Source organism: Nocardioides soli (assembly GCF_014191495.1).
In the GTDB taxonomy this organism is placed as follows: domain Bacteria; phylum Actinomycetota; class Actinomycetes; order Propionibacteriales; family Nocardioidaceae; genus Nocardioides; species Nocardioides soli.
In genome coordinates this window covers 1,258,636-1,280,308 of record NZ_JACHWR010000002.1, presented here as the reverse complement: position 1 = coordinate 1,280,308, position 21,673 = coordinate 1,258,636, and the positions used below count along the sequence as shown (strand labels likewise).

General features: G+C 72.4%; 21 protein-coding genes. 2 read left to right on the top strand and 19 right to left on the bottom strand.

Annotated features, from left to right (window positions below; all coding sequences use genetic code 11):
* Positions 1-32 precede the first annotated feature (32 nt).
* Both FHU40_RS16425 and FHU40_RS16420 read right to left on the bottom strand, forming a co-directional pair.
* Positions 33-923 carry a LysR substrate-binding domain-containing protein gene (locus tag FHU40_RS16425; RefSeq protein WP_183593318.1) on the bottom strand — a complete coding sequence of 297 codons (891 nt, stop codon included), beginning with the start codon at positions 921-923 and terminating at the stop codon, positions 33-35.
* A 28-nt stretch (positions 924-951) separates the two neighbouring features.
* Entirely contained in the window at positions 952-1,872 is a 921-nt protein-coding gene (locus FHU40_RS16420) for an AraC family transcriptional regulator (RefSeq protein WP_183593317.1), read from the bottom strand.
* A gap of 136 nt (positions 1,873-2,008) precedes the next feature.
* Here FHU40_RS16420 and FHU40_RS16415 point away from each other — a divergent pair, with 136 nt between their 5' ends.
* Positions 2,009-2,569 (top strand): flavin reductase family protein, encoded by a 561-nt coding sequence (locus FHU40_RS16415; RefSeq protein ID WP_183593316.1) that lies wholly within the window; start codon positions 2,009-2,011, stop codon positions 2,567-2,569.
* Positions 2,570-2,598: 29 nt separating this feature from the next.
* Positions 2,599-4,191: a 4-hydroxyphenylacetate 3-hydroxylase family protein gene (locus FHU40_RS16410; protein ID WP_183593315.1), complete on the top strand. Its 1,593-nt coding sequence runs from the start codon at positions 2,599-2,601 to the stop codon at positions 4,189-4,191.
* 202 nt (positions 4,192-4,393) lie between these two features.
* Here the strand turns inward: FHU40_RS16410 and FHU40_RS16405 are convergent, their stop codons facing one another.
* From FHU40_RS16405 to FHU40_RS16330, 17 genes are all read right to left on the bottom strand, one after another.
* Positions 4,394-4,783 (bottom strand): carboxymuconolactone decarboxylase family protein, encoded by a 390-nt coding sequence (locus tag FHU40_RS16405; protein WP_246390624.1) that lies wholly within the window; start codon positions 4,781-4,783, stop codon positions 4,394-4,396.
* Entirely contained in the window at positions 4,776-5,591 is an 816-nt protein-coding gene (locus FHU40_RS16400) for an NAD(P)-dependent oxidoreductase (protein ID WP_183593314.1), read from the bottom strand. Before FHU40_RS16400 ends, FHU40_RS16405 begins: the two co-directional genes overlap by 8 nt.
* Entirely contained in the window at positions 5,588-6,322 is a 735-nt protein-coding gene (locus tag FHU40_RS16395) for an SDR family oxidoreductase (RefSeq protein WP_183593313.1), read from the bottom strand. The genes FHU40_RS16400 and FHU40_RS16395 overlap by 4 nt, the downstream gene beginning before the upstream one ends.
* A gap of 119 nt (positions 6,323-6,441) precedes the next feature.
* Positions 6,442-7,902: an aldehyde dehydrogenase gene (locus tag FHU40_RS16390; protein WP_183593312.1), complete on the bottom strand. Its 1,461-nt coding sequence runs from the start codon at positions 7,900-7,902 to the stop codon at positions 6,442-6,444.
* A complete protein-coding gene (locus FHU40_RS16385) occupies positions 7,899-8,504 on the bottom strand; it encodes a nuclear transport factor 2 family protein (RefSeq protein WP_183593311.1) in 606 nt (201 codons plus the stop codon). The genes FHU40_RS16390 and FHU40_RS16385 overlap by 4 nt, the downstream gene beginning before the upstream one ends.
* Before the next feature lie 2 nt (positions 8,505-8,506).
* Entirely contained in the window at positions 8,507-8,710 is a 204-nt protein-coding gene (locus FHU40_RS16380; RefSeq protein ID WP_183593310.1) for a 4Fe-4S domain-containing protein, read from the bottom strand.
* Positions 8,711-8,837: 127 nt separating this feature from the next.
* On the bottom strand, positions 8,838-10,187 hold the full coding sequence (locus tag FHU40_RS16375) for a cytochrome P450 (protein ID WP_343057892.1): 1,350 nt from the start codon (positions 10,185-10,187) through the stop codon (positions 8,838-8,840).
* Between the two features lie 43 nt (positions 10,188-10,230).
* Positions 10,231-11,736 (bottom strand): Ppx/GppA phosphatase family protein, encoded by a 1,506-nt coding sequence (locus FHU40_RS16370; RefSeq protein ID WP_183593309.1) that lies wholly within the window; start codon positions 11,734-11,736, stop codon positions 10,231-10,233.
* Entirely contained in the window at positions 11,736-12,524 is a 789-nt protein-coding gene (locus FHU40_RS29025) for a SulP family inorganic anion transporter (RefSeq protein WP_221199868.1), read from the bottom strand. The genes FHU40_RS16370 and FHU40_RS29025 overlap by 1 nt, the downstream gene beginning before the upstream one ends.
* A 5-nt stretch (positions 12,525-12,529) precedes the next feature.
* The gene (locus FHU40_RS27755; RefSeq protein WP_221199867.1) at positions 12,530-13,471 is read right to left on the bottom strand and encodes a SulP family inorganic anion transporter; all 942 of its coding nucleotides are present in this window, start codon (positions 13,469-13,471) and stop codon (positions 12,530-12,532) included.
* Between the two features lie 67 nt (positions 13,472-13,538).
* Positions 13,539-14,330 (bottom strand): SDR family oxidoreductase, encoded by a 792-nt coding sequence (locus FHU40_RS16360; RefSeq protein WP_183593308.1) that lies wholly within the window; start codon positions 14,328-14,330, stop codon positions 13,539-13,541.
* A 612-nt stretch (positions 14,331-14,942) separates the two neighbouring features.
* Positions 14,943-16,169 carry a cytochrome P450 gene (locus FHU40_RS16355; RefSeq protein ID WP_183593846.1) on the bottom strand — a complete coding sequence of 409 codons (1,227 nt, stop codon included), beginning with the start codon at positions 16,167-16,169 and terminating at the stop codon, positions 14,943-14,945.
* Positions 16,170-16,171: 2 nt separating this feature from the next.
* Positions 16,172-16,747 carry a TetR/AcrR family transcriptional regulator gene (locus FHU40_RS16350; RefSeq protein WP_183593307.1) on the bottom strand — a complete coding sequence of 192 codons (576 nt, stop codon included), beginning with the start codon at positions 16,745-16,747 and terminating at the stop codon, positions 16,172-16,174.
* A 69-nt stretch (positions 16,748-16,816) separates the two neighbouring features.
* Positions 16,817-17,452 carry a trimeric intracellular cation channel family protein gene (locus FHU40_RS16345; RefSeq protein WP_183593306.1) on the bottom strand — a complete coding sequence of 212 codons (636 nt, stop codon included), beginning with the start codon at positions 17,450-17,452 and terminating at the stop codon, positions 16,817-16,819.
* 52 nt (positions 17,453-17,504) lie between these two features.
* Positions 17,505-18,035, bottom strand: coding sequence for a GNAT family N-acetyltransferase (locus FHU40_RS16340; protein WP_183593305.1), 531 nt, complete (start codon positions 18,033-18,035; stop codon positions 17,505-17,507).
* A gap of 67 nt (positions 18,036-18,102) precedes the next feature.
* The gene (locus FHU40_RS29565) at positions 18,103-20,079 is read right to left on the bottom strand and encodes an Ig-like domain repeat protein (protein WP_183593304.1); all 1,977 of its coding nucleotides are present in this window, start codon (positions 20,077-20,079) and stop codon (positions 18,103-18,105) included.
* A 29-nt stretch (positions 20,080-20,108) separates the two neighbouring features.
* Positions 20,109-21,644: a TolB-like translocation protein gene (locus tag FHU40_RS16330; protein ID WP_183593303.1), complete on the bottom strand. Its 1,536-nt coding sequence runs from the start codon at positions 21,642-21,644 to the stop codon at positions 20,109-20,111.
* Between the last annotated feature and the right edge of the window lie 29 nt (positions 21,645-21,673).

Sequence of the window (21,673 nt, the reverse complement as noted above, 5' to 3'; positions counted from 1 at the left end):
AGTGAAGGACACAGTTCGTCTCGACTGAGACCTCAGGCGTCTTGATCGAGCGCGGCGCGCACCGCGTCGACGACGCGCGCGACCACCGGCGACGGATCGCCACGGCGGGTCGCGAGCGCCAGCGCCACCGTCGGCGCCCGCCCCGCCAGCGGACGGTACGTCGCGCCGGTGATCCGCAGGTGCCGCACCGATGCGGGCACGAGCGCCACGCCCAGCCCGGCGGCGACGAAGGACACGAGGGTCGAGGTCTCGGCGACCTCGGTCGGGCGCGGGGCGAAGCCAGCACCGCGGCACGCGGCCGCGACCGCGTCGTGCACGACCGACCGGTGCTGGGACGGATAGCCCACGAACGGCTCGTCGCGCAGGTCCGAGATCGCGACGGCCTGGGCCGCCGCGAGCGGGTGGCTCTCGGGCAGCACGGCGACCAGCGGCTCGTCGCGCAGGTGCCGCACCTCGACGTCGGCGTCGCCGACCGGCGGGCGCAGCAGCCCCACGTCCAGCGAGCCGTCGAGGAGGCCGGCGACCTGGCCTGGGGTCAGCAGCTCACCGCGCAGGTCGAGCCGCACCCCGGGGAGCTCAGCGCGCAGCGCCCGGCTCAGCGTCGGCAGCAGCTCGTACGTCGCGGAGCCGGTGAACCCGATCGTCACCCGGCCGATCTCGCCGGCGGCCACCCGCACCGCCTCGTCGGCGGCGTCGTCGACGCCGGCGAGGATCTCCCGGGCCCGCTGCAGATAGCGCTCCCCCGCCGGGGTGAGCTCGACGCGGCGGGTCGACCGGGTCAGCAGCTGGACGCCGAGCTCGGACTCGAGCTGCTTGATCTGCTGCGAGAGCGGCGGCTGGGCGATGTGCAGCCGTTCGGCCGCGCGTCCGAAGTGGCACTCCTCCGCGACGGCGACGTAGTAGCGCAGGTGGCGGAGCTCCATGCCGGGACGCTACCGGGTGGTGGTGCCGCTAGCCGCGCAGCGTGTGCGACGGCGGCACGCCGTACCGCTCGCGGTAGGCGGCGGCGAAGCGGCCGAGGTGGTTGAAGCCCCAGCGGTACGCCACGTCCGCGACCGTGCCGGGGTGGCCGGCCAGCAGGTCGGCGTGCACGCGCTCGAGCCGGATCTCCTGCAGCGCGACGGTCGGAGTCGTACCGCGGTACTCCCGGAAGCCCTGCTGGAGACGGCGGATCCCGACGCCGGCGATCGTGGCGAGCTCGGAGGCGGTCCACGGCCGGGCGGGGTCGGCCTCGATCGCGTCCAGCACGCGCGAGACGATGCGCGGCTGCAGCGACCCGCACTCCGACGAGTCGGGGTAGCACGCGAGCACCAGGGCGGCGGTGAGCGTCGCGCCCAGCCGTCGGGCGACCTGGTCGTCACCGCTCAGCGCGGGGTTGTGCAGCACCTCGCTGCCGATCGACGACAACAGGCTCAGCCAGGTGCTCCCGGACGCGGTGCGCAGGTCGAGCTGGCGCGGCATCGCGCGCGTCGACCCGCCGACCAGGGTCGCGACCTCCTGGCCGAGGTAGTCCTTGTCGACCCGCATGCCGACGATCGCGCAGTCGGCCGACCAGCGCGTCATCCGGGTGCGGACATCGGGCGGGCAGATCGTCGCCTGGCCGTCCACCGACAGCACGTGCCGCTCCCCGATCCGCGCCTCGAGCACCCCGCTGCGCGGCACGTTGACCGCCCACGCGCCGGGGTGATCGGACTCGACCGAGACGTCGGAGCCCCAGCCGATCCGGGCCAGCCGGACCGGCCCGAGGGCCACCGAGCGGAGCACCGGCTGCGGCTGGTCGGGGGCGCGCCGGACGACGAGCTCGTGCGGGAAGTAGGCGTCGGCGACGGCGCCCGAGAACGAGTCCCAGTCCGGGTCCACGGTCATGACCATGGGCGCACCTCCAAGGTGTTCGCGGCACACGGTAGCCCTGGGAGCGAGATCCGTCACACCCCCGGATCGTGATCCGGATAGGTGCTTCGCGAAGCGGATCGACCCGCCACCGAGGCGCGCCTAGCGTCCCCGGGCCATGGACACGAGAACGCTCCGGGACACCTTCGGCCGGTTCGCCACGGGCGTCACGGTCATCACCTGCGAGACCGCCGACGGCACGCCGCACGGCGCCACCGTCACGGCGTTCACGCCGATCTCGCTCGACCCGCCGCTGGTGCAGGTCGCCCTCACCCGGGCCTCGAAGGCCTGCGGCCTGCTCGACGGCGCGGCGTACGCCGTCAACGTGCTGGCGGCCGACCAGGTCGACGTCGCGATGCGGTTCGCCGGACGTCCGGGCACCGACCCGGTGCGCTGGCGAGACGGCCCGACCGCCCCGCTGCTCTGTGGGACGGCCGCGACCGTCTCGTGCCGGCCGTGGCGCACCGACGACGGCGGCGACCACCTGCTGTTCCTCGGCGAGGTCGTCGAGGTCGAGGTCCACGACCGCAGGCCGCTGCTCTTCCACGGCAGCGCCTTCCACCACCTGGGTGGCCGCAGCGCGGACGCCACCTGGCTGCACTGCGCCGACGACCCGCACAGCGGGTGGTTCGACGCCGCCACCCGCTTCACCCCGATCCCGTCCGCCAGCCACTTCTGACACCGATACCGACACCGAGGAGCACCGCCATGACCACGCTGACCGAGCGCCCCAGCGACATCCCGGCCGACGACGCGCCGCCGACCGCCAACCCGGCCGCCGACGCCCCCGCCAACAAGCGGACCAACTTCGCCTCCCGCCCGATGACGGGCGACGAGTACATCGAGAGCCTCCGCGACGGCCGCGAGATCTACCTGCACGGCGAGCGGGTGCCGGACGTCACCACCCACCCGGCGTTCCGCAACCCGGTGCGGATGACCGCGCGCCTCTACGACGCCCTGCACACCGGTCCGCACGTCGACGAGCTCACGGTGCCGACCGACACCGGCAACGGCGGCGTCACCATGCCGTTCTTCAAGACCCCGACGTCGTCGGCCGACCTGCTCAAGGAGCGCGACGCGATCGCCCGCTGGGCCAGGATGACGTGGGGCTGGATGGGCCGCTCCCCCGACTACAAGGCCAGCTTCCTCGGCACCCTGCACGCCAACAAGGAGCTCTACGCGCCGTTCGAGGCGAACGCCGAGCGCTGGTACCGCGAGTCGCAGGAGAAGGTCCTCTACTGGAACCACGCGATCATCAACCCGCCGGTCGACCGCCAGCTGCCGCCCGACGAGGTCGGCGACGTCTACATGAAGGTCGAGAAGGAGACCGACGCCGGGCTGATCGTCTCGGGCGCCAAGGTCGTGGCGACCGGCTCGGCGATCACCAACTACAACTTCATCGCCCACTACGGCCTGCCGATCCGCAAGAAGCAGTTCGCGCTGATCTGCACCGTGCCCATGGACGCGCCGGGCATCAAGCTGATCTGCCGCACGTCGTACACGGAGCAGGCCGCGCGCAACGGCTCGCCGTTCGACTACCCGCTGTCGAGCCGGATGGACGAGAACGACACGATCTTCGTCTTCGACAAGGTGCTGGTGCCCTGGGAGAACGTCTTCATGTACGGCGACGTCGACCGGATCAACGCGTTCTTCCCGCAGTCGGGCTTCCTGCCGCGCTTCACCTTCCAGGGCTGCACGCGGCTCGCGGTGAAGCTCGACTTCCTCGCCGGCCTGCTGCTCAAGGCGCTCGACTCGACCGGGTCGGGCGGCTTCCGCGGCGTGCAGACCCGCGTCGGCGAGGTGATCGGGTGGCGCAACCTCTTCTGGTCGCTCACCGAGTCGATGGCCCGCGACCCCGAGCCGTGGGTGGGCGACGCCGTGATCCCGAAGCTCGAGTACGGCCTGACCTACCGGATGTTCATGATCCACGGCTACCCGCGCGTCAAGGAGATCATCGAGCAGGACGTGGCCTCCGGCCTGATCTACCTGCCGTCGGGCGCCGCCGACTTCAAGAGCCCGGAGGTGCGGCCCTACCTCGACCGGTACGTCCGCGGCTCCGACGGCATCACCGCGGTCGAGCGGGTCAAGGTGATGAAGGCGCTCTGGGACTCGATCGGCTCCGAGTTCGGCGGCCGCCACGAGCTCTACGAGCGCAACTACTCCGGCAACCACGAGAACGTGAAGGCCGAGCTGCTCTTCGCCGCCCAGGCCCGCGGTGGCGTCGACGCGATGAAGGGCTTCGCCGACGACTTCCTCGCCGAGTACGACCTCGACGGCTGGACCGTGCCGGACCTCTTCTGACCGATACCTCGCGATACCCAGTGACGGTGTGGTCGTTCCGAGACCCCGGGAACCACCACATCGTCACTGGCTATCCCCCACCCCCACCCCTTCCCGACCACGACAACGACCCCACCCCCCACGACCCACCACCAGACACCTCGCGATACCCAGTGACGAATTGGCTGTTCCCAGACGCCGGGAACGACCATTCCGTCACTGGCTATCCCCCAGGTCGGGCCTGCCGGGCCGCCTGGGCGATCGTCTCCTCGACGATCTGGTTGACCCGGGAGCCGGTCGGCCAGCCGGCGTAATGGCACAGCAGGATCACGATCTCGCGCAACTGCTGCTCGTCGAGCTCGCCGGCTGCGTACGCCGCGGGGATCTGGATGGTCAGCACGTCGTGCTGGTGGCTGCCGGCCAGCAGTCCGATCAGCAGCAGCCGGCGGTCGCGGTCGGTCAGGCCGGGCCGGTTCCAGATGTCGGCGAAGAGGTGGTCGGCGGTGTAGGCGAAGAAGTCGCCGGTGCCGTCGGTCATCTCGAAGCCGTAGACCTGCTCCATCCGCTCCAGGCCCCGGCGACGCGTCTCCGGGAGGTCGTCGAACTTACCCAAGGCCAAGCCCCTTCCTCAGTCGCTCGAGAGACAGCCTCGCGAGCGGTACGTCGACGTCGAGCCCCTCGGCGAGCTCGACCGCGAGCCCGAGATCCTTCTCCCCCAGCGCGGCGACGTGCTCGAACACGCCGCGCCAGAAGTCGCCCTCCACGATCGGCGCGGTCGTGTCGCGGTGCATGATCGCGCCCGGGCCACCGGTGATCGCGTCGGTGTGGCGGACCACCCTGCCCAGCTCGACGAGGTCGAGCCCGCAGGCCTCGGCGAGCCGCTGCGCCTCGGTCGCGGCCGTGAACGCCACGAAGTGCATCAGGTTGCGGGCCAGCTTCATCCGCGTGCCGGCACCGAGCGGACCCGCGTGCACGACGTACGACGACATCGCGTCGAGCGCCGGGCGGGCCAGGACGAACGCCTCGTCGGAGCCACCGACCATGACCGCGAGCGTGCCCTCGGCCGCGCCCATCGGGCCACCGCTGACGGGTGCGTCGAGCACGGTCGACCCGCCGGCCTCCAGCTCGGCGGGCGTGCCCGGCGCGACGGTCGAGTGGACCACCAGCACGGCGCCGTCGCCGACGTCGGCGGCCACCGTCCGGACCTGGTCGTCGTCGCGCACCATCACGCAGACGACGTCGGAGCTGTCGGCGAGCGCGCCGACGGAGGCCGCCGACCTCGCACCGGCCGCCACCAGCTCCGCGACCGGCTCCGGCACCACGTCGTACACGGTCAGCTCGATGCCCTCGGCGGCCGCGAGCCGCAGTGCCATCGGCCTCCCGATGTTGCCGAGGCCCACGAAGCCCACCCGTGTCGTCATGGCCGGAAGGTCTGTCCGCCGTCGACGGCCAGGATCTGGCCGGTCACCCACGCCGACTCGTCGGAGAGCAGGAAGAGGCAGGCGCCGACCAGGTCCTCGGGCTGGCCCATCCGCTTGAGGGCGAGGTTCTTCACCAGCTCCTGGGCCGCGTCGCCGGCCTGCGTGCGGGTGGCGGCCGTGTCGGTCGGGCCGGGGGCGACCGCGTTCACACGGATCCTCATGCCGCCGAGCTCGTGCGCGAGCTGCTGGGTCAGTCCGTTGATGCCGACCTTGGCTAGGCCGTAGAAGCCGGAGTAGAGGTACGCCGCGGTGCTGGACTGGTTGACGATCGACCCGCCCCCGCGCCTCTGCATCTCGGGGTAGACCGCGCGGGTCATCACCAGCGCGCCGTCCATGTTCACCGACATGAACCTGCGGTAGTAGTCCCAGTCGACGCTGATCAGCAGGTCGAAGGCCATCTCGCCGTAGATCGCGGCGTTGTTGACCAGCCCGTCGATGCCGCCGTAGGCCGCCACCGTCGCCTCGACCAGCGCGGCGGCCGACTCGTGGGACGACACGTCGGTGCGCACGAACAGCCCGCCGATGTCGGCGGCGACCTTCTCGCCCGCCTGGGTGTTGAGGTCGGCGACCACGACCGAAGCGCCCTCGGCCGCCAGCGCTCGCGCGTACGCCTCGCCGATGCCCTGCGCCGCCCCGGTGACGACGACGACCTTGCCCTCGAACCTGCTCACTTGCTGTCTCCTCTTGGCTCACTGGGTTTCGAGACGGTTGCTAGCGCAACCTCCTCAACCACCGTCGCGGTGGTTGAGGAAGGCGCGCTGGCGCCTGTCTCGAAACACCGCTACGTCCCTCATGCGGGCTCAGCGATCGTCTTGGTCTCGAGGTACTCCTCGAAGCCCGCGACCCCCATCTCCCGGCCGATGCCGGACTGCTTGTAGCCGCCGAACGGCGCATCGGGGCTGAACCACACCCCGCCGTTGACGGCGATCGTGCCGGTGCGGATCCGGGCGGCCACCGCGCGGGCCCGCTCCAGCGAGCCGGACTCCACCGAGCCCGAGAGGCCGTACGCCGAGTCGTTGGCGATCCGCACCGCGTCGTCGTCGCCGTCGTGCGCGATCACCACGAGCACCGGGCCGAAGATCTCCTCCTGCGCCAGCCGGCTGGAGTTGTCGAGGCCGGCGATGACCGTGGGCTCGACCCAGAAGCCCGCCTGGTCGATGACGCGGCCGCCGGTGGCGAACCTGCCGCCCTCCTCCACAGCCAGCCGCAGGTAGGCCTCGACCCGGTCGCGCTGCGCCCGGGAGATCAGCGGCCCGCAGATCGCGCCGGGGTCGGCGGGGTCCTTGGCGCCGATCGTCTCCATGGTCGCGGCCGCGACCCGCACGGCCTCGTCGTACCTCTCCCGCGGTACGACGAGCCGCGTGGTGATCGCGCAGCCCTGGCCCGCGTGGATGCAGGCGGTGAACGCCGTCGCCCCAGCGGCGGAGGCGAGGTCGGCGTCGTCGAGCACGATCGCTGCGGACTTGCCGCCGAGCTCGAGGAAGACCCTCTTCAGCGTCGGAGCGGCCGCCGCCATGATCGACCGGCCGGTCGCGGTCGAGCCCGTGAAGGAGACCATGTCGACGCGCGGATCGGTGGCCAGCAACCCCGCGACCTCGTTGGACCGCGGGGTGACCACGTTGAAGACGCCCGGGGGGAGGTCGGTGTGCTCGGCGACCAGCCGGCCCAGCTCGCAGGCCAGCCACGGCGTGTCCGGCGCGGGCTTGAGCACCACTGTGCAGCCCGCCGCGAGCGCCGGGCCGACCTTGGCGAGGTTGATCTGGGTCGGCACGTTCCACGGCGTGATCGCGGCGACGACGCCGACCGGCTCACGACGCACGGTCCGGCGCGACGGGATCCCCATCGGCGCCGCGACCCCGAGGTCGGTCTCGAACTCGTAGGACTCCACCAGGTCGGTGACCCACCCCAGTCCGTCGACCGGCACGTCGAACCCGGCCGCCCCCATCATGAAGCCGGGCATGCCGACCTCGGCCGTCGTCAGCGCCCGGAACGCATCCGCGTGGTCGAGCAGCGCCCGGTGCAGCTGACGCAGGCAGCGCACCCGCAGCTCCACGTCCGTCGACCAGCCGCTCTCGTCGAAGGCCCGGCGCGCGGCAGCGATCGCCCCCTCGACGTCCGCTGCCGTGGCGTCCGGGGCGCGACCGATCTCCGCGCCCGTGGCCGGGTTGAGGATCGGGTACGTCGTGCCGTCGCCGGCCCCGACCAGCTCGCCGTCAACGAGCTGCTGGGCCGTGGGCGGCAGCGCCGTCATCGAGCGGCCTGCTGGGTGATGAAGTCCCCACGCTCCACCGGCGGCGGCCACACCGTCGACGGCAGGTCACGCAGCCGGTAGTGCCCCGGCTGGCTCCTGCCGTCCACGGCCATCCGGTCCAGCAGGCCCTGCGGCGCCTTGCCGGAGGACGCGATCGCGAGGAACGTGTGGGCGGTGGAGCCGAGGTCGAACCAGTCGCGCTGCCACGCGAACTTGAGCGCCCCGTCGTCCTGCCGCTCCACACCGAACCAGGACCCGCCGATGCCGAGGATCTCGTACTCCTCACCGGTCTCGTCGTCGGTGATCCCGGACTTCTGCTTCCAGAAGCCCGCGATCATCCGGCTCCTCTCGTCGATCATCGTCGCCTGGTAGTCGTAGTGCCAGCCGTCGAGCCCGGCCATCTCCTGGCCGATCGCCAGCTCGCGGATCTCCTCGCGTCCGATCGCCATGAAGTGCTCGTCGGGCGTGTACATCCAGCCGTACGTCGCGTCCTCGGCGTACCAGTCGGCCATGATCTTCCAGTCGCCGATCCGCTCGGCCTCCCGGTTGATCGCCAGCCAGGACTCCCAGAACTCCTCGATCTCTGCTCGCGTCAGCGGCATGGTCACTCCTCCTCGATGGCCAACGCCATGGCCGGGCAGTACTTCACGGCCGACCGCACGTCGGACCGCAGGGACTCGTCCGGGTGCTCCTGGAGCACCGTCACGCGATCGGCCTCCGCGTCGAAGCCGAACACCTGGGGGGCCTCGCCCTGACACACCTGATGCGCCTGGCACAGGTCGAGGTCGGCGACCACCCGGAAGCTCATCGCCCTTGCTCCGTGGGGGTTTTGAGGCTCGTCGCTGGCGCTCCTCGTACCTCAACCGCCGTTGCGGTGGTTGAGGTGCGAAGGCGCGCTGGCGCCTGAGCCTCGAAACCACCCCCCGCCACCGACATCACCGCTGCCTCCGGCGGTACCGCACCCGGCAGGGTTGCTCGAGCTGGATCACCATCTTCGACACGTCGTCGCGGTAGGACTCCGGCGGCTGGGCCATCTCGAACTCGTAGTCGCGCAGGATCACCGAGAAGATCGCCTTCATCTGCATCATCGCGAACGCGTTGCCGACGCACCGGTGCTTGCCGGCGCCGAACGGGATCCAGGTCCAGCGGTTCTGCAGGTCCTCCTGGCGCGGGTCGACGTAGCGGCCCGGGTCGAAGGTCTCCGGGTCGGGGAAGTCCGTGCCGATCCGGTTCGAGACCCGCGGCGACGCCGCGACCACCGTGCCCGGCGGGATCCGGTGCCCGGCCAGCTCGATCTCCTCCCGGACGACCCGCATCAGGATGACCAGCGGCGGATGCAGGCGCAGTGTCTCCTTGAGCGCCGCCTCGAGCTGCGGGATCGAGCGCAGCGCCTGGAAGGAGACCTCCGAGCCGTCGGCGTACAGGTCGTCCAGCTCCGTGACGACGGCGGCCATGGTCTCGGGGTTGCGCATCAGCTCGATGAGCGCCCAGGACGCCGTACCGGACGAGGTGTGGTGGCCGGCGAACATCATCGAGATGAAGATGCCGGTGATGTGGTCGGCGCTCATGTCGATCGAGATCAGCACGTCGAGCAGGTCGCGCTCCTCCCTTGGCACCGTGCCCCGCGCCTTCCGCCGGTCGATGATCCCCCGCACCAGCTCGACGAGCTGCTCCCGCGCGGCGTCGCGGCGCCGGAACGACTCGATGTCGAGGTAGGGGTCGACGTACGCGAGCGCGTCGGTGCCGCGCTCCAGCTCGTGGTAGTGGTGGGCGAACGACGAGTCGAGCTCCTCGCGGAAGGGCCTGCCGATCAGGCAGGCCGACGTCGTGTAGATCGTCAGCTCCGCGAACCAGTCGAGCAGGTCGATCTCGCCCGCGTCGCCCCAGTCGGCGACCATCCGGCGGATCTCGGCCTCGATGGTCGAGGCGTGCCCACGCATCATGTCGCCGCGCAGCGCCTGGTTCTTGAGCATCTGCTGGCGCTCCTCCGGCGAGGCGTCGAAGACCACGCCCTTGCCGAAGATCGGCGTCATGAAGGGGTACGCCGCGGCCTGGTCGAGCGTCGAGTCGGGCGCCCGGAAGAACTGCTCGTTGGCCTCGGCGCCCGAGACCAGCACGACGTCCTTGTCGGCGAGCCGGAAGCGGCCGATGTCGCCGCACTCGGCGCGCACCCGCTCGAACAGGCCGATCGGGTCGACCCGCATCTCGGCCAGGTGGCCCCAGTTCCGCCCGGGGTCGTCCGGCACGACGTACGAGACCTCCGGGATGGACATAAGACTGGACACCTGTCCAATCTAGAACACGTTCTCTCGGACGACAAGAGCCGGATCAGCCTCCGAACCGCTCGGCGGCCACACCGTGGCGCAGGCCGCGGTCGCTGACGGTGATCGCTTGCTGCCCGGTCAGCGTGAGGATCGTGCGCACGATGCACGCACCCGCGAGGATCACTTCGGCCCGGGCGGGCTGGAGCCCGGCGATCGTGCGGCGCTCGTCGGCGGCACGCCGCCGGTACTCCTCGATCTGCCGGTCCACCTCGGCGACGTCGACGACGGTGCCGTGCACCACGTCGGGGTCGTACGTCGTCAGGCCGTGGCTGACCGCGGCGAGGTTGGTCGAGGTGCCGCCGATCGCGATCACGGCGTCCGGCCGCGACCGCCCGGCGACCCGACCCAGCTCGGCCGAGATCGCCTCGAGGGCCGCGTCGACGGTCTCCCGAGGCACGGCGCCCGCCAACCCGAACCGCTCGGTCAGGCGCACCGCACCGACGTCGAGGCTGAACTGCTCCGCGATCCGATCGCGACTGCCGAAGGTGAACTGGCTGCTGCCGCCGCCCGAGTCGAAGACCAGCAGGCCGTCGCCGCCGGAGGTCAGGGAGGAGACCGCCGCCCGGTAGGCGAGCCGGGCCTCCTCAGGACCCGAGATCACCTCGACCGCCACCCCGCAGCGGTCGAGGACGGCGCCGAGGAAGTCGTCCCGGTTGGGCGCCTGCCGCAGCCCCGCCGTCCCGACGGCCACGATCTCGACCGGGCCCCGGCCGCGGATGTCGTCGAGCAGACCCGCGATCGCGGCGACGGTGCGATCCATCGACGCGGGGGTCAGCCCGCCGGACTCCGCCAGACCCTCCCCGAGCCGGGTCACCACGGCAGTGTCGAGCTCGGTCCGGCCCGCCCGGTCGCCGACGACCAGCTTGACCGAGTTGGTGCCGACGTCGAGGACGGCGTACCGCGTCGGGCGCCAGCCGAGCAGCGCCTTGAGCCCGTCGGCGACGCAGGTGTTGCGACGCCCCGCGAGGCCGAGCCTGCGGACGGTCGCGGACACGAGCTCGGGGTCCGGCGACTCCGCCGCGACGGTCCAGGTGGACGAGCCCTCGGCGCTGATCTCGGTGTACTCGACCAGGCAGCCCTCCAGCACCGAGCGGTGCCGCACCTTGTGCACGTCGACGAGCCGGAGCTCGTCGTGGGCGCCGATCACGTCGAGCAGCAGCTCGGAGCGGGTGTGCCGGGGTCGCCCGGTCACCGGCTCCGGCAGGCCGAGGGCCTCGAACGCCGCGGCCACGTACGCCTCGTCGACGGGGAAGGCCGCCTTCATGGTCGGCGTCCACAGCTGGAGCCCGGCCCCGTCGACCCGGCGCAGCACCTTGACGTCGAGCAGGTCGTCGCGCACCTTGACCGAGGCGTTCGTCCACATCGAGAGCACGTAGGTCTCGTCGCTGACCGCCGGGGCCACGGTCCGCAGCGACGCGAGCGCCTCGTCGGCGAGGTCGCCGAAGGCGCGCCACTCCCACCGCGGTACGACGGCGGGCGGGTCGGTCCGGCTCGGGAGATCGGTCGTCATCAGGTCGGCTCCTCGCGATGGTGGGCCGGCGGCTCGGCGGTCGTCAGTGCGACCACGGCCCGGTGGACGTTGCCGTGCACGCGGTCGGCGCCGAGCCGGCCGATCACGCCGTCGCGCTCCAGCAGCCGGCGCACCGCCGGCCGGACCGCGGCGAAGCGCAGGTCGACGCCGGCCTCGTCGGCCATCCGGATGACCTCCGAGAGCGTCGCCGCGCCCTGGGAGTCGGCGAAGTTGACGCCCGCGAAGTGCAGCACGACGCCGTGCACGTCGGGATCGATCAGCACGGCGCGGACCCGGTCCTCGAGCGTGTCGGCGGTCGCGAAGAAGACGCCGCCGTCCATCCGCAGCACCACGACGCCGGGAATCGTCTCGTCGTCCGGGTGCTCGTCGAGGTCGCGGAAGACCTGGGTGCCGGCCTCGCGGCCGAGCGTCGAGAGTCGCGGATGGGTGGCGACGTAGACCAGCCACAGCAGCGAGAGCGCGATCCCGATCGCCACCCCGGCGAGGACCCCGAACACCAGCGTCGCGAGGATCGCCGCCACCGCGACCCAGAAGTCGACCCGCGAGACCCGGCGCAGGCGGCGCATCTCGCCGACGTCCATCATCCCCATCACGACGGCCTCGATGATCAGGGCCGCCAGCACCGGCTTGGGCAACGACGAGAAGAGCGGCGCCAGCACGATCAGCGCGAGCACCACCGTGAGCCCCGAGGTCAGGCTCGCCAGGTTGCTCCGCGCGCCGGTGCGGTCGTTGAGCGAGCTCGCGGAGAGGCTGGTCGAGACCGGCATCCCCTTCAGCAGCCCGGCGCCGATGTTCGCCGCGGCTGGGCGACCGACTCCTGGTCGATGTCGACCTGGTAGCGGTGCTTGGCCGCGAACGACCGCGCGTCGCCCGCGGTCTGGGAGAACCCGATCATCACCAGCGCGAACGCCGCGAGCAGCACCGTGCTCGCGTGGTCGACCAGCAGGCCGAGGTCCGGTACGTCGAAGGACGGCAGCCCCCGTGGGATCTCGCCGACCAGCGCGACGCCGTGGTCGCCCAGATCGAGCAGGGCGGACGCGACCAGTCCGCCCACCAGCAGCACCAGCGAGCCCGGCAGCCGCGGGGCGAACCGGCGGACGCCGAAGACCACCACCAGCGCGACCGTGCCCACGAGCACCGTGTCGAGGTGGGCGTCGTCGAGGCCCGACAGCCACGACCACAACTCCTGGAAGGAGCTGTCGCCCTCGGCGTCGGTGCCGGTCAGTTTGGGCAGCTCGCCGACGACCACGTCGATCGCCGCGCCGAAGAGGAAGCCGGTCACCACCGCGCGCGAGAGGAACTGCGAGAGCCAGCCCATCCGGAAGACGGCCAGCGCCAGGAAGATCAGGCCGCTGACCAGGGTGATCCCGGCGACCAGAGTGGCCACGTCCGCGGTGTCGGTGATCCCGGTGACGAGCACGGCGCCGCCCGCGACGGCCGCGAGTCCGGAGCTCGGGCCCATCGAGATCTGCCGGCAGGTGCCGAACACGGCGTACAGGAGGGCGCCGACGGCCGCGGCGTACAGCCCGTGCTCGAGGGGTACGCCGGCGATCCCGGCGTACCCGAGGTTCTTGGGGATGATCAGCGCGGCGACCACAACGCCGGCCAGCAGGTCCCCGCGGAGCCAGGCGCGCCGGTAGTCCCGCAGCTGACCGACGATCGGCAGCAGTCGCGGTGCTGGCGTCCGGGCGGAGCCGGCGGTGTCTGGGTCCACGCACGCTCCCTTCGCGGATCACCGTCCGTCGAGCGTCGCGCCTGGACAGGTGGCCCCGCACCACCCCTCAGCGGGTGACATCACCCCGATCGTCGAGCGGCGCCTCGGGGTTCACCTCGATCAGGCTGAGGTGCACGCCGCGGGGCGCGCTGACCACCGTGGTGATCGCGTCGGCGAGTGCGGCGGGCTTGAGGAAGTGCGGATGCCGGGCCAACCCGAAGCGGACCCACTGGTTGAGCACGAACGCCGCCTCTGCGTCGTCCCAGTCGGTGCCCATCTCGCTCCAGGTGGGACCGGGACGCACGATCGAGGCGCGCACGCCGGTGCCCTCGAGCTCCATCTGCATCGCGTGCGCGAGGCCCTCCAGGCCCCACTTGCCGGCGGCGTACGACGACATGAACGGGCGGGCCCGCGCCGCGACGTCGGAGGAGACGAAGACCAGGTCGCCGCGGCGCCGCTCGACCATGCCGGGCACGAAGGCCCGCACCAGTCGGTGCGCCCCGACGACGTTGAGGTCGAGCTCGCGGGCGAAGCGGTCGGTGTCGACCTCGTGGATGGTGCCTGGTGCGACCGCGCCGGCGTTGGAGATCACGACCTCGACGTCGCCGAGATCGGCGCTCACCCGCGCGGCGAACGCCTCGACCGAGGAGTCGTCGGTGAGGTCGAGCGCGTGCGCGACCGCCTCGCCGCCAGCCGCGCGGATCTGGGCGGCGACCTCCTCGCACCGATCGGTACGCCGCGCACCGAGCGCGACCGGGAACCCGGACGCCGCCAGCGCCAGCGCCGTCGCCGCGCCGATGCCCGACGAGGCGCCGGTGACGACCGCGGGCCGGCGGGTCGGCTGCGCGTACTTGCTCATGCCGCCTCCGGGCCGCGCCGCCGGGTGGCGGTGAGCAGGCAACCGATCGCCCCACCGGAACGGTTGCTCACACACCGCCGCACGCCGACACCGGGGCGCGGTGAGCAGGCAACCGATCGCCCGGCCAGAACGGTTGCTGACACACCGCCGCACGCCGACACCGCGCTCATCGCGCCTCCATCCACGGCCGGCTCCCGGCGGCGGTGGGCAATCCACCCAACGCGGGACCAGGTACGTGGAGCACCCACCGCCCGATCGCCCGACCGCCCCACCAAAACGGTTGCTCACACACCGCCGCACGACACCCACCGGGGCGCGGTGAGCTGGCAACCGATCGCCCGGCCAGAACGGTTGCTGACACACCGCCGCACGCCGGCACCGCGCTCATGCCGCCTCCACCGACGGCCGGCTCCCGGCGGCGGTGGACAATCCACCCAGCGCGGGACCAGGAACGTGGAGCACCCACCGCCCGATCGCCCGACCGGAACGGTTGCTCACACACCGCCGCACGGCACCGCCACCGGGGCGCGGTGAGCAGGCAACCGATCGCCCGGCCAGAACGGTTGCTGACACACCGCCGCGCGCCGACACCGCCGCACGCCGACACCGCGCTCATCGCGCCTCCATCCGCACCGGCACCGACGCGAAGCCGCGCACGTTGACCGAGTGCACCCGCACGCAGTCGTCGTGGGCGACCTCGACCGCGCGGACCCGGCGTACCAGCGCGGCCAGGGCGATCCGGGCCTCGAGGCGGGCCAGGTTGGCGCCGAGGCAGAAGTGCCGGCCCCCGCCAAAACTCAGCAACTGCGCCAGTTCGTCCCGCTCGCGGAAGACGTCGAACCGGTCCGGATCGTCGAAGACCCGGTCGTCGCGGTTGGCCGAGCCGAGCACCAGCACCGCCTTCGAGCCCGCCGGCGCGACCCGGCTGTGCAGCTCGACGTCGGCGAGCAGGTGCCGCGCGAGCATCTGGCTGGAGGTGTCGTAGCGCAGCGTCTCCTCGATCCACGGCACCACGAGGTCGCCCCGGTCGTCGGGGTCGGCGAAGACCTTCTCGAGCTGCGCGGGGTGCCGGGTCAGGTGGAAGAGCGCGTGCCCGAGCAGCTTGGTGGTGGTCTCGTTGCCCGCGACGACCATCAGGAAGAGGAAGGCGATGATCTCGTCCTCGCCGAGCCGGTCGCCGTCCATCTCCGCCGAGAGCAGGGCGCTGGTCAGGTCGGACGTCGGCCGCCTCTTGCGCTGCGCGACCATCTCGGCGTAGTAGCCGACCAGCACCAGCGACGCCTCCATGCCGGCGGGCGGGACGTCGCGCATGCCCGGCTCGCGGTGCACGACGAGGTCGGCGAGCCGGCGCACCTCCGCCCGGTCGGACTCGGGCACACCCATCATCTCGGAGATGACATCCATCGGGAGCAGGCCCGCGAAGTCGTGGATCCAGTCGAAGCCCTGCCCGTCCCGGGCCCGCTCCAGGCACCGGTCCAGGTAGTGGTCGGTCAGTCGCTGGATCTGCGGGGCCAGCTCGGTCACCCGTCGCGGCGTGAATCCCTTGGAGACCAGCGACCGCAGCCGCTGCTGGCGGGGCGGGTCCATGCCGAGGAAGGACATCACTCGATGAGCGTCGGGGCCCCACGCGCTCCGGTCGATGGAGACCCCCATCGCGTTGGAGTAGACGCCCTCGGTGCGCAGCGCGTGCTGGATGTCGGCGTGCCGGGTGAGGAACCAGACGTCGAGCTCCTCGTTGTGGTGCAGCGGGTCCTCGTCGCGGCACCGACGGTACGTCGGGTAGGGGTCCTCCTGGAACGCGTAGTCGTACGGGTCGAAGACGATGGCGTCCGTCGTCATGCTCACGCATTGCCCCTCATGATCACGGCGACGACCGCGTCGAGCCGCTCGCCCATCTCGGTGTAGGTCATCAGCCCCATCCCGCCCTGCAGCAGCGCCCCCGAGAACGCCAGCGCCACCGTCTCGACCACGACCGGGTCGGCGTCCGCGCCGAGGGCCGTGCGGAAGCGCGCGACGAGCTCGCCGCCGATCCGCAGCCGCAGCCGCTCCACGTCGGGGTCGCTGCCGAGCAGCGCGGAGGTCACCGCCGCGGCCAGCTCCGGCTCCTCGGCGAGCCGCCGCGTCAGGTGGCGGGTCACCGACTGCAGGCGCTCGATGACGTCCGCGCCGGTCGGCTCGTGGGCGTCCTCGGCGAGGAACCGCCAGAAGAGCTCAGCGAACAGGTGGTTCTTCGAGGCCAGGTAGGTGTACGCCGTCGCCGGCGAGACGCCCGCGCGGTGGGCGACGGTGCGCACGGTCAGCGCCTCGTGGCCGACCGCGCCGAGCTCTTCGTGCCCGGCGGCCAGCAGCCGCTCGACGGTCTCGGCCTGGCGGCGGTTGAGCCCCTGGCGCGGCGAAGCGGACAACTGACTGGACATGTGTCCAATCTAGGGCCGACCGCCGCGGCGCCGCAAGGGCCGGGCCCCCGACGGCGGCCCGGGAGTCCCTCAGGCCCGTTGCCCGGTGCCCGGCGGGCTCGGCGCGTCGATGCCGAAGCGGACGCCGATCATCCGGATGACGAAGCAGACGACGGCCCCGGTGATCGCAGCCGGCAGGTCGGCGACCCCGAGCTGGTCGCCGGCGACCAGGACGAACGCGCCCACCAGCGCCGGGATCGCGTACAGGCCGCTGCTCAGCACCGCCGGGATCTCGCGGATCAGCACGTCGCGCAGGGTGCCGCCGCCGACGGCGGTGATCGCCCCCAGGATCACCGCCTGGGCGGAGCCGACCCCGAGGTCCAGCCCCTTGAGCGCGCCGCTGACCGCGAACAGGCTCAGGCCGGCGGCGTCCAGCACCAGGATCGGCTTGGCCAGCCGGTCGAGGTGGCGGCCGGCCACGAAGGCCACCAGGCCGCCGATCGCGGCCACCGCGAGGTAGCGCCAGTCGCTGAACGTCGCCGGTGGCAGCGCCCCGAGCATCACGTCGCGGATCATCCCGCCGCCCAGCGCGGTGAACATGCCGAGCGTGATCACCCCGACGATGTCGAGCCGGGCGACCCGGATCGCCGTCAGCGCGCCGTTCAGTGCGAAGGCGAACGTGCCGGTGAGGTCCAGGACCAGGAACATCGGCGAGGTGGTGTCCACCGGACCTGTCTATCGTGCGCACCGCCCCGCCACCCAGACGGCGCGAGCGCGCTCAGTCCACGGCCTCGACGTCGAAGGCCGGGTCGTAGCCGACCGTCCCCTGCGGGATCTCGCGGGCCGCCAGTCGCAGCACCTGGAAGTACTCGGCGGGCACCCCTGGGAGCACGAGCCGCGGATCGGGACGGAAGCCGAACCGGCCGTAGTAGCCGGGGTCCCCGAGGACCACGCACCCCATCGCGGTGTCGATCGCCGCCAGCGCCTGGGTGACCAGCGCGGTGCCGATACCGGTCCCCTGGTGGTCGGGACGCACCGAGACCGGCCCGAGTCCGTACCACCCCTGCGCGCCCGGCGTACGGCGCCCGTCGACCGGGATGATGGTGACCGGGGAGATCGCCACGTGGCCGACCACGGAGCCCTCCAGCTCCGCGACCTCCGACACGGCCAGGGCTCCCCGACCCCGCAGCGCGTCGACGATCAGCTGCTCGGTGCCGCTGGAGTGCTCGGCGCCGGCGAAGGCGTCGCGGGTCACGGCGAAGATCGCCGCCTCGTCACCGGGTCGCTCGGGACGGACGAGAAGGGGCATGGCGACGACGCTACCGACCGCCGGATCGCAGCGTCGTCGCCCCCACGGGATCACCGGCTACCGAGCGTCATCGGATCCGGAACCGCAGGGCGCGCTGGGCCGCGGCCGTGCTCGGGTCGCCGGCGTAGGCCACCGTCAGCCGCTGCCCGCCCGGCTTCAGCCTCCGCAGCGTGATCCGTGCGGTTCCGTCGGAGCGCACGGCGGCTCGCGCCAGGGTCTTGCCCTTGCGACGCACCGTGACACGGCCCGTCGGAGCGAGGCCGGAGGCGCTGACCCGCACCGTGACGGTGGCCGTGCGGGTGGCGTCGCGCGGGGTGCGCACCTTGGTGCGGAGCACGGCCCGCGCCTTGGCGACGGCCGTCGTCGGCTCGGTCGTGCCGTGCCACGGCAGCCGGTCGGGCGCGGTGACGCTCGCTCGCAGCGAGACGCGTCGACCGACCTCGCCGCGCCCCAGCAGCAGCGTGGGTCCGGTGCCGGTGGCGATCGGCGCACCGTCGGCGAGCCACTGGTAGCTCGCCGTGACACCGGCCGGAAGTGGCGGCAGCTGGGCCGTCAGTCGCTGGCCGGCCACCGCGGTGCCCGAGATCGTGGGGGTGCCGACGACGGCGGGGTCGTTCGCACCGCCCGGGTTCGGCCCGGCGTCCGGAGCGGCCGCGACCGGACCGACCGGTGCGCTGGTGGTGCGCCACGGCACGTGGCCGAGCCGGTCCACGGTCACCTCGACCGTGATCGAGGTGCCCTGTTGGGCAGCGGTCAGGAGATGGCTCGTGCCGGTGGCTTCCGAGATCGGAGCGCCGTCGGCGTACCACTGCAACGCGGTCTGGACGCCGGAGGGAACGCCCGACAGGACGGCGGTGAGCTGCTGGCCGACCGCCGGGTGTCCGTCCACCGTGGCCACGACCTGGAGGTCCTGGGTCGCGGGCCGGATCGGCTCGCTGGGCTCGGTGTGCGGCCAGATCGAGACGTAGCCGGGACGCCACAGCTCCGCCTGCAGCACGACCCGCTTGCCCACGTCCTCGGGCCGGACCTCGTAGCTGCTCTCGTCGCCGACCTTCGTGCCGTCGACCCGCCAGGTCCAGAAGACGGCCGTGGGGGCGGGGGTGGCCTCGATCGAGCCGGCCAGGGTGCCGCCCACGACGAGGTCGCCGGAGATGACCGGGCCGGACGTGCTGAACGACGCCTGCCCGACGAGTATCCGGCTCGACTCGCTGACCAGGTCGTCGTAGCCCGGCCGCGAAGCGGTGACCCGCACCGAGATCCGCTTGTTGGAGTCCGTGGGCCTGACGGCGTAGGTGGCCTCGGTCGCGCCCGGCACGTCGACGCCGTCCATCAGCCACTGGTAGGAGTACGACGACGCCGCCGGCGTCGTGCGCGGCGGGACGGCGGTCACGGTCTCCCCGACCCGGAAGCCGCCGAGCATGGACGACTTGACGCCGAGCACGAACGTGCCGCGTACGACCTCGTAGGCGACGGTCTTGGTCGTCGTGTTCCCGGCCCGGTCGACGGCCATCGCCTGGGCGGTGTGGGTGCCGAGCGTCGAGGTGTCGAGGGCGCTGCCGCTCGGAGTCGTGTCACTGCACGACGCGATCCCCGAGAGCGCGTCCGCGCAGTCGTACGACAGCGCCACGGTCGAGTGCTGGATCACGCGGGCACCGTCGGCCGGAGCGGTGACGCCGACCGTCGGGTAGTCGCGGTCGATGCCGAACCAGACCGTGCTCCGGGCGGTGTTCTCCGACCGGTCGGTCGCGGTCACGACGACCTCGGTGACCCCGCCGTTCGTGAGGGCGATCGTCCCGCCGCTGCGACCCAGCAGCCCCCCGGAGTCATGGGCGCCGGTGAGTTGGTACTCCACGCTGTCGACCGAGCCGCCGCCGACGTCGGCGACCGCGACCGTGACCGGCGTACTGCCGGGGAACCACCGGTCCCCGGCCGGAGTGAAGGTGATGGTGGGTGGTTCGATGTCGATCGCGTGGGCCGGCGCCATGCCGAGCAGCAGGGCGAGCGTGGCCAGGCCGCTGGCCCGGGCAAGGAAGGTTCGTGACACGGTCTTCTCCTGGAGACGAGCAGAGGTGCTCAGCGCACGCGCAGCGCGGCCGAGGTGACGGAGCGGTTGCTGTAGCCGGCTCGGATCGCGGTCACCCGGACCGAGATCCGGCGGCCGCGGTCGGCCGCTGTGAGCCGATAGCGGGGCTTGGTCGCCCGCTTGATCGCCGCGCCGTTGCGCAGCCACTGGATCCGGGTCCGCTGCGGGCTGGGCGCGAACCGCGCCGGGCGGAGGGTGAGCGTCCTGCCGACGCGAGCCGAGCCCTGCACCGCCGCCTTCGCCAACACCTCGAAGCGGTCCTGCTCGGCGCCGGGGGCGCCGCCGCCACCCGGGCCGGGTGCGGGCTTGGAGCCGGGCCTGGGCGCCGGAGGCGGAGCCGGCAGGGCCGGCGGCGCCAGCGGGGCCGCGGACCAGTCCGGGTTGGTCCCGCCGGGGACGAGGAGCCGGATGGACGTGGCCGCGTCGCAGCTGTCGAAGGACGTCACCACCCACAGGTCGCCGAGCTCCTCGTAGGCCACGGACCGGCCGTCGGGACCCAGGCTCGGCGAGTCGAACACCGGTCCGGGCGTGGTGGTGTCGTCCGAGGCGAGGAAGCAGGCCGGCGTCGTCGGCGGCGCCGGGATGCTCGTCCGCGGATCGCCGGTCACGCTGCCGATGCCGACGAAGTCGTCACCGACGAGATACGTCACCCGGCTCAGGTCCGCCGACACCTCGGGGTGGTTGATCCCGTGCCACTGCAGCGGATAGCCGTCCTCGTCGCTGATCACCTGGTCCTGGTAGAACCAGGTGGTGGCCTCGTCGTGGCCCAGGTCCTGCAGGTCGGCGATGCCGCTGGAGGAGAGCACGACGCGCGTGGGGGACAGCCACGCCGGCTCGCGGCCCGAGACGATGCCGTACGTCGTCGTGGGGCTGAGGCCGGTCGCGTCGGTGAACGACGTGAGCTCCTCGATGCGGATCCGGCCGCTGTAGTCCTTCGACCGCAGCTGGCTGTAGGCGATCCGGGAGCCGTCGGGTGAGATCACCGGCTCGTGGATCGGGGTGATCAGCAGCGTGCCGGGCGAGGGCAGGAAGAGGCTGGGCGGGGCCAGCACGCCCAGGACGACGCCGTTCTGCAGCATTCGGATGATCTGACCGCCCCGGGCCACGGCGATGACGCCGGTGTCCGACATCGTCGGGTCCTCGTAGGGCGAGTCGGCCGTCCCGTCGCTGGTCACCTGGTGCAGGCCGGTGCCGTCGGGGCGGATCAGCCAGACGTTGGCGTTGCGGATGAAGACGATGCTGCCGTCCAGCGCGGCCGACTGGATGGTGCGCTGGGTCGCGCGCTGGGTCGCGCGCTGGGTGGCGCCCTGCGTCACGCGCCGGCCCGGCGCGGCCGGGGACCCGGGGTGCAGCGTGTGCCGGGCCTTCTGGGCCTTCTGGGCTTTCTGGGTGTGCTGGAGATCGTCGGCCTGCTGCGGGCTCTCCGCGGCCGTGGCCACCCCCGGGAGGGTGGTCACCGGGAGGGCGAACAACGGCAGGGCGAGGGCGGCCAGGAGGGCCGCGACCCGGGAGGGTCGGGCGGGCATAGTGAGGCTCCGGAGGTCGGGAACACGGG

Bases quoted from the DNA above. Each gene is read 5' to 3' on its own strand.
- FHU40_RS16425 (WP_183593318.1), bottom strand. From the start codon at position 923: ATGGAGCTCCGCCACCTGCGCTACTACGTCGCCGTCGCGGAGGAGTGC.
- FHU40_RS16420 (WP_183593317.1), bottom strand. From the start codon at position 1,872: ATGGTCATGACCGTGGACCCGGACTGGGACTCGTTCTCGGGCGCCGTC.
- FHU40_RS16415 (WP_183593316.1), top strand. From the start codon at position 2,009: ATGGACACGAGAACGCTCCGGGACACCTTCGGCCGGTTCGCCACGGGC.
- FHU40_RS16410 (WP_183593315.1), top strand. From the start codon at position 2,599: ATGACCACGCTGACCGAGCGCCCCAGCGACATCCCGGCCGACGACGCG.
- FHU40_RS16400 (WP_183593314.1), bottom strand. From the start codon at position 5,591: ATGACGACACGGGTGGGCTTCGTGGGCCTCGGCAACATCGGGAGGCCG.
- FHU40_RS16390 (WP_183593312.1), bottom strand. From the start codon at position 7,902: ATGACGGCGCTGCCGCCCACGGCCCAGCAGCTCGTTGACGGCGAGCTG.
- FHU40_RS16385 (WP_183593311.1), bottom strand. From the start codon at position 8,504: ATGCCGCTGACGCGAGCAGAGATCGAGGAGTTCTGGGAGTCCTGGCTG.
- FHU40_RS16380 (WP_183593310.1), bottom strand. From the start codon at position 8,710: ATGAGCTTCCGGGTGGTCGCCGACCTCGACCTGTGCCAGGCGCATCAG.
- FHU40_RS16370 (WP_183593309.1), bottom strand. From the start codon at position 11,736: ATGACGACCGATCTCCCGAGCCGGACCGACCCGCCCGCCGTCGTACCG.
- FHU40_RS29025 (WP_221199868.1), bottom strand. From the start codon at position 12,524: ATGCCGGTCTCGACCAGCCTCTCCGCGAGCTCGCTCAACGACCGCACC.
- FHU40_RS16360 (WP_183593308.1), bottom strand. From the start codon at position 14,330: ATGAGCAAGTACGCGCAGCCGACCCGCCGGCCCGCGGTCGTCACCGGC.
- FHU40_RS16355 (WP_183593846.1), bottom strand. From the start codon at position 16,169: ATGACGACGGACGCCATCGTCTTCGACCCGTACGACTACGCGTTCCAG.
- FHU40_RS16350 (WP_183593307.1), bottom strand. From the start codon at position 16,747: ATGTCCAGTCAGTTGTCCGCTTCGCCGCGCCAGGGGCTCAACCGCCGC.
- FHU40_RS16340 (WP_183593305.1), bottom strand. From the start codon at position 18,035: ATGCCCCTTCTCGTCCGTCCCGAGCGACCCGGTGACGAGGCGGCGATC.
- FHU40_RS16330 (WP_183593303.1), bottom strand. From the start codon at position 21,644: ATGCCCGCCCGACCCTCCCGGGTCGCGGCCCTCCTGGCCGCCCTCGCC.